8 protein-coding genes are annotated in these 10,572 nt (G+C 70.7%); 2 read left to right on the top strand and 6 right to left on the bottom strand.

The features are described 5' to 3' along the window. The first annotated feature begins 51 nt into the window (after nt 1-51). Nucleotides 52-1,233, top strand: a complete 1,182-nt coding sequence (locus tag OG226_RS36725) for a TerD family protein (RefSeq protein ID WP_329353623.1) — start codon at nt 52-54, stop codon at nt 1,231-1,233. Between the two features lie 57 nt (nt 1,234-1,290). Here OG226_RS36725 and OG226_RS36720 read toward each other — a convergent pair whose 3' ends face one another. Beyond that, a complete protein-coding gene (locus tag OG226_RS36720) occupies nt 1,291-1,872 on the bottom strand; it encodes a TetR/AcrR family transcriptional regulator (protein ID WP_328684087.1) in 582 nt (193 codons plus the stop codon). A gap of 137 nt (nt 1,873-2,009) precedes the next feature. Between OG226_RS36720 and OG226_RS36715 the strand changes: the two genes are divergently transcribed. Further along, the gene (locus OG226_RS36715; protein WP_328684086.1) at nt 2,010-3,473 is read left to right on the top strand and encodes an MFS transporter; all 1,464 of its coding nucleotides are present in this window, start codon (nt 2,010-2,012) and stop codon (nt 3,471-3,473) included. On the opposite strand, the gene OG226_RS36710 is transcribed toward OG226_RS36715, so the two are convergent. The 5 genes from OG226_RS36710 to OG226_RS36690 form a co-directional block, all read right to left on the bottom strand. Beyond that, nucleotides 3,470-4,486 carry a 1-aminocyclopropane-1-carboxylate deaminase gene (locus tag OG226_RS36710; protein ID WP_328684085.1) on the bottom strand — a complete coding sequence of 339 codons (1,017 nt, stop codon included), beginning with the start codon at nt 4,484-4,486 and terminating at the stop codon, nt 3,470-3,472. The genes OG226_RS36715 and OG226_RS36710 overlap by 4 nt on opposite strands. A 13-nt stretch (nt 4,487-4,499) precedes the next feature. Beyond that, a complete protein-coding gene (locus tag OG226_RS36705) occupies nt 4,500-5,147 on the bottom strand; it encodes a GntR family transcriptional regulator (RefSeq protein ID WP_329351232.1) in 648 nt (215 codons plus the stop codon). A 104-nt stretch (nt 5,148-5,251) separates the two neighbouring features. Further along, nucleotides 5,252-6,835, bottom strand: coding sequence for a TROVE domain-containing protein (locus tag OG226_RS36700; protein WP_328684083.1), 1,584 nt, complete (start codon nt 6,833-6,835; stop codon nt 5,252-5,254). A gap of 353 nt (nt 6,836-7,188) precedes the next feature. Continuing rightward, on the bottom strand, nt 7,189-8,646 hold the full coding sequence (locus OG226_RS36695) for an alkaline phosphatase PhoX (RefSeq protein ID WP_329351231.1): 1,458 nt from the start codon (nt 8,644-8,646) through the stop codon (nt 7,189-7,191). 196 nt (nt 8,647-8,842) lie between these two features. Continuing rightward, nucleotides 8,843-10,279 (bottom strand): hypothetical protein, encoded by a 1,437-nt coding sequence (locus tag OG226_RS36690; protein ID WP_328684081.1) that lies wholly within the window; start codon nt 10,277-10,279, stop codon nt 8,843-8,845. Between the last annotated feature and the right edge of the window lie 293 nt (nt 10,280-10,572).

Here is a 10,572-nt window from a genome sequence, read left to right as displayed (position 1 = left end):
TTGGTAAGGGAACGGCAAAATGGTCTCGGTCGTTCACGAGTCATGACAGCTATGACCCCCGGCTCGAACATCCCTCTCTCCGCCGCGCGCGTGACGGTGGACGTCGCCGCCCCGGTGCGGCTCGACGTATCGGGCCTGCTGCTCACGGGCGACGGCAAGGTGCGCTCCGACGACGACTTCATCTTCTACAACCAGCCGACGGGCCCCGGCGTGACCTACCGCTCCGGCGGCGGGACGGCACCCGACGCGATCACCGTCGACACCGGCGCCGTCCCGCCGGGCATCGAGAAGATCGTCGTCACCGCCAGCCCGGACGCGGCCGGCCAGAGCTTCCAGGGCGTCGAGCCCACGGCCACGATTCGCAACGCGGACGACAACAGCGTCCTGGGCACCTTCACGCCCCCGCAGCTCGGCGCCGAGACGGCACTCGTGGTCGTGGAGATCTATCTGCGCAACGGCGTCTGGAAGGCCCGCGCGGTGGGCCAGGGCTACGCGAACGGCCTGGCGGGCATCGCCACGGACTTCGGCGTATCGGTGGAGGAACCGGCTCCGGCACCTCCGGTGGCCCCGCCCACCCCCACGGCGCAGACCTCGGTGGCGCCTCCGGCGCCCGCCGCTCCCCCGGCCCCGCCCGCCGCTCCCCCGCTCGGCGCCGGAAAGATCAACCTCGACAAGGGCCGCGTCAGCCTCCAGAAGAACCAGACGGTGTCCCTGGTCAAGGGTGGCCGCCCGCTCCTCTCGCAGGTCAAGATGGGCCTCGGCTGGGAGCCCGCGTACCGCGGCAAGGACATCGACCTGGACGCCTCGGTCATCGCCTACGGCCCGCAGCGCAACCACGTCGACAGCTGCTACTTCGGCAAGCTCTCGATCCTGAACGGCGCGATCAAGCACTCCGGTGACAACCTCACGGGCGAGGGCGGCGGTGACGACGAGGTGATCGTGGTCGACCTCGGCCGCATCCCCCAGGAGGTCACCGGCCTGGTCTTCACGGTCAACTCCTTCTCCGGCCAGAAGTTCACCGAGGTCGCCAAGGCCTACTGCCGCCTCCTGGACGCCGCGACCGGCGAGGAACTGGTCCGCTTCGACCTCACCAACGCCGAGTCCCAGACCGGCGTCATGATGGCCAAGCTGGTCAAGCAGTTCACCGGTGAGTGGGACATGACCGCGATGGGCGACTTCGTGAAGTCCCGCACGGTGAGGGGGATGGTGAAGCCGGCGGCCCAGGCGCTGTAACCACCACACACAGTCCTACGACCGCTGCGGGCGCCCCTTCCGAGGGGCGCCCGGCGTTCACTCCGACTGAGCGGCGGGCCGTAGCCCGTCCGTCAGCAGGGACAGATAGCGGCGGATGAACTTCCCCTGACCATTCGCCAGTTCGGACGCCGTGGACACCCCGTGGGCCAGCCGCAGGACCTCGATCGGCTCGATGTCCTGACGCAGGGTCCCCTCCCGCTGCGCCGCCTCCACCAGCCGCTGCGCCGCGCCCTTCATATGCGTGCCGCAGGCCGTGAGCGCGAGATTGGCGCCGTCCGTCACGGCCGAGCCCAGCAGGGCCTTCATACCGCGCACCTGGATCGTGCCGACGCACACCTCGTACAGCCACTCGGCCAGCGCCTCGCCCGGCGGGAGCTCCTTCGCGAGTTCGTCGGCGCGGGTCCCGAGGGCCTCGATCCGGTCGACGTAGGCCGCCTCCAACAGCGCCTGCCGGGTGGGGAAATGCCGGTACAGCGTCCCTGACCCGACGCCCGCGCGCTTGGCGATGTCGTCGAGGGACGCGTTCTCCCCGTGCTCGGCGAAAGCCTCCGCCGCCACCTTCAGCAGCCGCTCGTAGTTGCGCCGGGCGTCCGCGCGCATGGGTCTGACCTGCGCCATCCAGATACTCCTTGCGAACCGGGGACTGTCTCCGTATCTTACCGAGTACTAAACGGAGACAGTCCCCGCTTATCTGTGCGGGCAGTCCGTGCTGCCCGCACGCCTTTCACACGGGGACGCCAGACCGGGAGAACTCCATGTCCACCCCGTCCGCACCGTCCACCACCGCCGATGCTCTCTCCGCACCACCCCGACCCGCCAGGCTCGGCACCGTCCTCTTCGTCGTCGTGACCGCCTACTTGATGGTCGGCGTCGACTCCACCGTCGTCAACGTCGCGCTGCCCGACATCCAGAAGGATCTCGACTTCAGCCCCACCGGGCTGTCCTGGGTCCTCAACGCCTACACGCTCGCCTTCGGCGGGCTGCTTCTGCTGGGCGGCCGGGTCGGAGACATCGCCGGCCGCCGCCGTACGCTCACGATCGGCGTCCTGCTCTTCGCCACGTCCTCCCTGCTCGGCGGACTCGCCACCGACAGCGCCTGGCTGCTCGCGGCCCGCGCGCTGCAGGGTGTGGGCGCCGCGCTCATCGCGCCCAACACGCTCGCCCTGATCACCACCAACTTCCCGGAGGGCCCGCGCCGTCACCACGCGCTCGGCATCTACACCTCCATGGCCGGCATCGGCGCCTCGATAGGCCTGGTCATCGGCGGCATGCTGACCTCCTGGGCGTCCTGGCGCTGGTCCCTGCTGATCAACGTGCCGATCGGTGTCGCCGTGGCCCTGGCGCTCCCCCGCTTCGTCGGCGAAACCCCGCGCCACGCAGGGCAGTTCGACGCGGCGGGCGCGCTCACCGGTACCGCCGGGATGACCTCGCTGGTGTACGCGTTCATCCGGGTCTCGTCGGACGGATGGGGCGACGCGCAGGCGCAGTTGGGGTTCAGTTGCGCGGCGGCCCTGCTGGCGGGCTTCACCCTGGTGGAGTCCCGCGCCGCCCAACCCATCATGCCGCTGCGCCTGTTCGCGAGCCGCAACCGCGCGGGCGGCTACGCGGGCGTCCTGCTGTTGCCGGCGGGCATGTTCGGCGCGTTCTACTTCCTCACCCTGATCAGCCAACGGGTCCTGGACTACAGCCCGTTGCGCGCGGGCTTCGCGTTCCTGCCACTGACCCTGGTGATGTTCACCGTCGTCCGGTTCGTACCGCGCCTGCTGGCCCGCTTCGGCGCCAAGCCGGTCCTGCTCACCGGCATGGCCCTGCTCGTCGTATCGGCGGCGTGGCTGTCGCAACTCCGCCCGGACGAAGGCTACTTGACCGGTCTACTGGGCCCACTGCTCCTGCTGGGCGTGGGCGTCGGCCTCAGCTTCATGCCGCTCAACGCGACGATCCTCGCGGGCATCCAGCCCCGCGAGGCGGGCGCCGCGTCCGGTCTCCTCCAGACCCTCCAGTGGCTCGGCGGCACCCTCGGACTGTCCATCCTGGTCACGGTGTTCGGCACGGCGACCCGGCATGCGACCGGGTCACCGTCCGAGATCCTCGTCCACGGCTCGGCCCGCGCGTTCGGCGTCGGCGCGCTGATCGCCCTGACCGCGCTGCTGGTGTCGGCGTTCGTGATCACCGGCAGGAAGGCCGAGGGGGCCGGGAGGGCTGTCGCGAAGGCTCCCTAGAACAGCGCGCTGTACGCGTTCAGCGCGGGCTGCCCGCCGAGGTGGGCGTAGAGCACCGTGGAGTCGGCGGTGATCTCGCCGCGGGCGACCAGGTCGATCATCCCGGCCATGGACTTGCCCTCGTACACGGGGTCGGTGACCATCCCCTCGGTGCGGGCCGCGAGGCGCATCGCCTCCAGGGTGGCCTCGTCCGGGATGCCGTAGATGCCCGCGTGGTAACGGTCGTCGAGTTCGACGTCGTCGAGGGTCAACTCACGCTTGACGCCGATCAGTCGGGCGGTGCCCTGGGCGATGCGGGCCACCTGCTCGCGGGTCTCGGCGGGCTTCGCCGAGGCGTCGATGCCGAGCACCCGGCGCTCGCGGCCGCCCGCCTCCTCGATCGACCGGAACCCGGCGACCATGCCGGCCTGCGTGGAGCCGGTCACCGAGCACACCACCACGGTGTCGAAGAAGACGCCCAACTCCTGTTCCTGCTGGGCGACTTCGTGGGCCCAGTTGGCGAAGCCGAGGCCGCCGAGCGGGTGGTCGGAGGCGCCGGCCGGAATGGCGTACGGCTTGCCGCCGCTCTCCTCGACCTCCCGCAGCGCCTGCTCCCAGCTCTCCTTGAAGCCGATGCCGAACCCGGCCTTCACCAGCCGTACGTCCGCTCCGGCGAGGCGGCTGATCAGGATGTTGCCGACCTTGTCGTAGACGGAGTCGGGCCACTCCACCCAACTCTCCTGGATCAGCACGCACTTGAGCCCGGCGCGGGCGGCACAGGCCGCGACCTGGCGGGTGTGGTTGGACTGCACGCCGCCGATCGAGACGAGGGTGTCGCAGCCCTTCGCGAGGGCGTCGGCGACGAGGTACTCCAGCTTGCGGGTCTTGTTGCCGCCGTACGCGACACCGGAGTTGCAGTCCTCGCGCTTGGCCCACAGGGCGGCGCCGCCGAGGTGCGCGGTGAGGCGCTCCAGCGGGTGGACGGGCGAGGGGCCGAAGAGGAGGGGGTAACGGTCGTACGAGGAAAGGGACATGAGTTCTCCAGGGTCAGTCGGCGTCGGCCAGGTCCGCGAGGGTGTGCCAGATGTCGGCCGTGACGCGGACCGCACCGTCCGTGTCACCTTCGGCGCAGGCCTCGATCAGCCGCTCGTGCAGTCCGGCCGAGCGGCATGAGCCGCCCTCGCCGAAGCGTCGTCGCTCCAGCCGGCGGATGAGCGGGGTGTAACGGGCGATGGTGGCGGCGGCGGCGCGATTGCCGCTCACCCGCACCGGTACGTCGTGGAGTTCGTCGTCGGCGCGCAGGGCCGCGTCCACGTCACCGGCGGCCACGGCGGCGGCGAACCGGTCGTTGGCCGCGCGCATCACGTCGACGTCCGTGTCCCGCAGGAGGGGTACGGCGACCCGCGTCACCAACTCGTGCATGGCCCCGACCACGGCGGCGGCGTCCCGCACCTCGGCGGCCACGACCGGCGTCACCCGGGTGTAGCTCTGCGGCTTGCTCTCCAGCAGCCCCTCCTCCACCAGCCGCGAGAACGCCTCGCGTACCGGCGCGCGCGACAACCCGAGCCGCTCGGCGAGATCGGCGTCCCGCACCACCGCGCCGGGCTCGATGTCACCGGCGACGATGGCGTCGCGGATGGCTTCGTAGGCGCGGTCGCGGAGGAGGGTGCGCGGGACGGGGTGCAGGGCGCTCATGAACTGAAATGTTAGATGTCAATCGCGCGTCGGACAAGGGTGCGCCCGCTCGGACACGGGTGTGGCCCGCACCCCCCGTGGAAGTGCGGGCCACGCCTCGCTTCTCAGGCAGCCCAGGGCCAGTCCGCGTCCCGGGCCGACTCCAGCAGCGGCACCATCCGGAAGGCCGCGTCCGAGAGGCCGCCGAAGGTGTGCCGGTTCGCCGTGCCGGACGGGCCGTGGCCCGCCCGGTACCCGGCGAGGTTCCAGGTGTAGACCGGCACGTGGGCCGGGACCTGCTCGGTCGGGTCGCCGTAGCGGCTGTACGAGGTCTGCTCGTCGGTGATGATCAGCACCCGGTCCTGGCCCCGGTAGTGCGAGCGGACCGCCGAGGTGGTGTCGGTGCCGCCCAGGTCGCCGAAGCGGCCCAGGATCTTGAGCACCGACTCGCCCGCGCCGAAGTCGAGGCGCTTGCTCGTGGTGCCGAACTCGACGAGGTCCGCGTCCGCCGCCCGCAGCGCGAGCGCCGTGCCGAAGATCGCCGCCGCGTCGGCCCGGTTGAGCTCCGAACGGTCGGACAGCCGCGAGTAGAACATCGAGCCCGAGCGGTCCACGAGCACCAGCGTGCGGCCCGGCAGCGCGGGCACGTTGGCCAGCGAGTGACCGAGTGCCCGCTCCAGCGGGTACGACCAGCGCAGCGAGGGCGCGTGCCGGTACGCGGCGAGGTACCGGAACGGGAACTGCCGCGAGCGCGCGACCTCCGCCGGGTCGCTGATCTTCGCCGCGACCCGCGCCGCGACCTCGTCGGAGACCCCGGCCTCGTCGAAGTTCCGGAGGTTGCGGACCAACGCCATCGAGCCCATGGACGGGATGACCGCCTCCCAGGCCGCCCTGTCCATCGGGCCCTGGAGCCAGCCGGCCAGCGCCTCCCACGTCATCCCGGCCGCCGCGAGCCGCTCGGCACCGTCGGCCGCCGTGACGACAGCGCGCCGCCGCTCGACCGGCAGCGCCATCAACTCGCGGTGCGCGGTGAGGACTTGGTTCGACACGGGCGGTACGGCGGTGTCCGGGTGATGCCGGCGGTCCAGCGCGTACCGGAACAGCTCGCCCTGCCACGCCTTGTCCCGGTCCGGCGCCGCGTGCACCAGGTTGAGGATGTCGCCGAAGCGGTAACCCTTGGCCGCGGTGTCGTACTTGAGCAGCGACTTGCCGCCGTAGAGACGTCGTACGGCGTCGGCGACACCGCGCTTGACGGGCTTCGGGATGGCACGGCCGTGGCGCGCGGTCCAGTACGCGAGCAGCTCGCCGGGCTCGTCCGGGCGCCGGAGCACGGAGTCGACGACCTGCCGGTTCGAGGGGCCGTCGGTGGCTCCGGCGTCGAGGCGGGCCTTCACGTACTCGGCGGCGCCCACGACGGCGGCCGTACGGAGGTTGCCCTCGCCGCGCAGCCAGCCGAGGAGGCCGGCCGTCCAGGCCGGGTCGGTGACGGCGAGCTCGCCCACGAGGGTCGCGAAGCGGTCGTCGCGGTCGGCGCCGGACTCGTAGAAGGTCTGCTGGGAGACGAAGTTGGCGATCGCGAGCAGGAACAGCTCGGAGCGCGCGTCCCGCTCACGGCCACGGCCGCCCTGGTAGGTACGGAGCACTCGGCCCGTGGAGGTGACCCGCGAAGTGGGCTGGGCCTTCGCCGCCTTGGTGTTGAAACGCGTCATGGTGAATTCCCCCGAATTCCTTGGTGCTTCGGAGGAAGACGCAGCGAAAGGTGGATGCCCGAGATCAGAAAGTGGCGACGGACTTATCAGATGCTCTACCCAATTGAGCTACACCGACCCGAAGTCGATGACGGGACTCGAACCCGCAACCGTCTGGCCCAATGAAGTAACCGTTGCCTGCGCACCGGGCACCCACCATGAGCTGCGCCTCCCGAGATCAAGAACGGCTGCGGTGTTTTGTTCGGTTTCAGCGAAGTAACCGCCGCCTTCGCACCGGGAGGTGCGTGCTGTTGTGATCTCAGAGTAGGAGGCACAGCTCTGGAGGGGCCAACTAATTAAATACGTGCGGGAGTTCAGCCGCGCTTCTGCCGCTTCCACGGCCCCGTGATCGCCAGCATGATCCCCGGCGTCTGGATGTTTGCGAACAGGGTCTTGCCGTCGGGCGAGAACGTCACGCCCGTGAACTCGCTGTACTCCGGCTTCTCTTCGGTGCCGATGTTGAGTTCGTTGCGGGCGATCGGGTACGTGCGCCCGCTGTCGGTCGCGCCGAACAGGTGCTGGACGCCCTCGCCGTCCTCGGCGATGACGAGGCCGCCGTAGGGCGAGACCGTGATGTTGTCGGGGCCGTCGAACGCGCCGTCCACGGACGGGTCGGGGTTGACGCCGATCAGGACCTTGAGGGTGAGGGTGCGGCGCTTGGGGTCGTAGAACCAGACGGCGCCGTCGTGCTGGACGGGGCTCTCCGTGCGGGCGAACGAGGAGACGATGTACGTGCCGCCGTCACCCCACCACATGCCCTCCAGCTTGCGGGCGCGGGTGACCTCGCCGATGGCGAACTGCTTGCGGACCGACACCGACTTCGCGTCGCGGTCGGGGACGGTCACCCAGTCGACGCCGTAGACCGTGCCGATCTTCGTGGCGCGGGAGAGGTCGTCGACGAACTTGCCACCGGAGTCGAAGCACTTGAAGGCCTGGAGGACGCCCGCGTCGTCGGCGAGGGTACGGAGCTTGCCGCGGCCGTGGTGGAAGTGCTGCGGCGGGGTCCAGCGGTAGAGGAGGCCGTTCGGGTTCGACGCGTCCTCGGTGAGGTAGAGGTGGCCGCGCTTGGGGTCGACGACGACGGCCTCGTGGGCGTAGCGGCCAAGTGCCTTGATCGGCTTGGGGTTCCGGTTGGCGCGGCGGTCGACGGGGTCGACCTCGAAGACGTAACCGTGGTCCTTGGTGAAGCCGTTGGTGCCGGCCTTGTCCTCGGTCTCCTCGCAGGTGAGCCAGGTGTCCCAAGGAGTGTTGCCGCCCGCGCAGTTGGTGGCGGTGCCGGCGATGCCGACCCACTCGGCGACGTGGTCGCGGCGGACCTCGACGACCGTGCAGCCGCCGGCCGCGGCGGGGTCGTAGACGAGGCCCTCGGTGAGCGGGACCGGGTGGGGCCAGTTGGCGCGGGGGCCGGCCAACTCGTGGTTGTTGACGAGGAGGGTGGCGCCGCGCGGGCCGTCGAAGGTGGACGTGCCGTCGTGGTTGGAGGGGGTGAACTCGCCCGATTCCAGCTTGGTCCTGCCGCTGTAGGTGATGACGCGGTATTTGAAGCCGGCGGGGAGGGCGAGGAGGCCGTCCGGGTCGGCGATCAGCGGACCGTAGCCGACACCGGGGTGCCCGTGGCCGTGTTCGGCCGCGGACTTCTCACTGTCGGTGTCGGTGTCGGTGGACGCGAGGGCGTTGGGCGCGGTGGCGAGGGCGCCGACGCTGCCCGCCAGCGCGACCCCGGCACCGGTCATCGCGGACTTGGCGGTGAAATCCCTGCGGGTGAGCGACATGGTGTGTCTCCTGTGACGGTGGGTGTGCCGTGGAGGGTGGCGGACCTCGGTCGGCGCCACGCTTCCGCCCATGTCTGAACACGAGTTGAACACCGGCCGACTTCGCCGGGCCCTCTTCCATGAATCCGTAAGCGCTCACCCACGAAGCCGTATGCACTCAACCATGGAACCCAAAAGTCCCGCAGGGTGGTTCAGGTCAACTTCCTTGCTGGGAGCGTGCCTTGAAGGCGGCCTTCCGCGCTTCCTTCGCGATCCGCTTGTCCGGGTGCAGGCGTCCCATCGCCTCCAGGACGTCCGCGGTCGCCGGGTGGTCGACCCGCCAGGCCGCCGCGAAGAACCCGTTGTGCCGCTGGGCCAGGCCCTCCACCAGAGATTGCAGCTCCTCGGAGTTGCCCTCGGCGGCGAGTTGGGCGGCGACCGTGTCCACGGTCAGCCAGAAGACCAGGTCCTCGGAGGGCGCGGGGACGTCGCTCGCGCCGTGCTCGCTCAGCCAGACCCGGGCGAGGCCGCCGAGTTCGGGGTCGTCGAGCACCTCGCGGAGCGCGGGCTCGGCCTCGTCGCCGACGAGGGAGAGCGCCTGCTGGCAGAGCAGCCGTCGTAGCGGCGCGCCGGTGTCGGCGCCGCGGGCGGCGGCGAGCAACTCCCGTGCCGCGGCGAGGGGTTCACGGCCGGCCAGCCACTGCTCGGTCTCGGCCCGCGCCGCCGCCTGCGGGAACGTCGACGTCCCGTCGAGCAGCGCGTCCGCGCCCTTGTCCGCGAGATCTCCCACGGCGGGGGCGGCGAAGCCGGCTTCGAGGAGGCGGGCGCGCAGGCCGTAGAGGCCGAGGGGGGTGAGGCGGACCATGCCGTAGCGGGTGACGTCGGTCTCGTCGACGGGCGCGGAGGGTCCGTCCGTCAGTTCGTCGGGGTCGGCCATGAGCGCCTCGTCGACGGGCTGGTACTCGACGATGCCGACCGGTTCGAGGAGCCGGAACTGGTCGTCGAGACGCATCATCGCGTCGGAGACCTGTTCCAGGACGTCGTTGGTGGGCTCACCCATGTCGCTGGGCACGATCATCGACGCGGCCAGCGCGGGCAGCGGGACGGGGCCGTCGCCGGGGCCGTCCTCGTTGACGGTGAGGAGGTAGAGGTTGCCGAGGACGCCGTCGAGGAACTCGGCCTCCGCCTCGGGGTCCCAGTCGAGTGACGAGAAATCGACCTCGCCGCCCTCGTCCATGGCGTCGACAAGACCGTCCAGATCGGGCACGCTCGCGTCCGCGAGGAGGGTGTCGAGGGCGCCGAGCCACACCGCGAGGACGTCGCCGGGCGAGCCGGAGGTGAGCAGCGCCAGCTCCTCGCCGGTCGCCACGGTGCCCTCCTCCTCGTCGACGACCTCGACGAGCCCGGTGTCCACGGCGATCCGCCAGGCCTCGCTCGCGTCGGCCGCGGCGTCCTCGCCGGTGAGCCCGAGCAGCTCGGCCGCGGCGGGCAGTTGCTCGTCGACAAGGCTGCCACCGGCGTCGATCCGGGTGTCGGGTCCCGCCCAGCGGGCGAGCCGTGCGGCCCGGGCGAGCAGGGGGGTGGACAGCGCGTCGCGCGCCAGCTCCGCTTCGGAGTGCAGCCGCACCGGCGGCAAGGGGGAGCTGTCTGACATCGGTGGGTTCTCCTAGGGCGCCTCGAAGGCCGTACGACGGTTGTACGACCGCCTTACACGACACACGACTCAGCCGCTCAGCCTAGACGGATTTCGACCCATGCCGCCCGGTTCATGTTCCGGCCACGAGGAGTACATGGCCGAAACCTTGACAACTGGGCGTCCCCGCAATGAGATTGACGCGCGTAGAAATGTCATGGACACCCAATCCAGGTATCTTCTACGCGCGTCGCCACCGCCCCACCGGTTCGCGGCTCCCACCGCCGTATCACCTGTTCCATCACCCTCGTCCC

Source organism: Streptomyces sp. NBC_01261, from assembly GCF_036226385.1.
Classification (GTDB): Bacteria; Actinomycetota; Actinomycetes; order Streptomycetales; family Streptomycetaceae; genus Streptomyces.
Note: the sequence above shows the minus strand (reverse complement) of the source record. Positions and strands in the feature narration are given on the sequence as shown.

Coding starts and splice junctions, on each gene's coding strand:
- OG226_RS36725 (WP_329353623.1), top strand. CDS start 52: ATGACCCCCGGCTCGAACATCCCTCTCTCCGCCGCGCGCGTGACGGTG.
- OG226_RS36720 (WP_328684087.1), bottom strand. CDS start 1,872: ATGGCGCAGGTCAGACCCATGCGCGCGGACGCCCGGCGCAACTACGAG.
- OG226_RS36715 (WP_328684086.1), top strand. CDS start 2,010: ATGTCCACCCCGTCCGCACCGTCCACCACCGCCGATGCTCTCTCCGCA.
- OG226_RS36710 (WP_328684085.1), bottom strand. CDS start 4,486: ATGTCCCTTTCCTCGTACGACCGTTACCCCCTCCTCTTCGGCCCCTCG.
- OG226_RS36705 (WP_329351232.1), bottom strand. CDS start 5,147: ATGAGCGCCCTGCACCCCGTCCCGCGCACCCTCCTCCGCGACCGCGCC.
- OG226_RS36700 (WP_328684083.1), bottom strand. CDS start 6,835: ATGACGCGTTTCAACACCAAGGCGGCGAAGGCCCAGCCCACTTCGCGG.
- OG226_RS36695 (WP_329351231.1), bottom strand. CDS start 8,646: ATGTCGCTCACCCGCAGGGATTTCACCGCCAAGTCCGCGATGACCGGT.
- OG226_RS36690 (WP_328684081.1), bottom strand. CDS start 10,279: ATGTCAGACAGCTCCCCCTTGCCGCCGGTGCGGCTGCACTCCGAAGCG.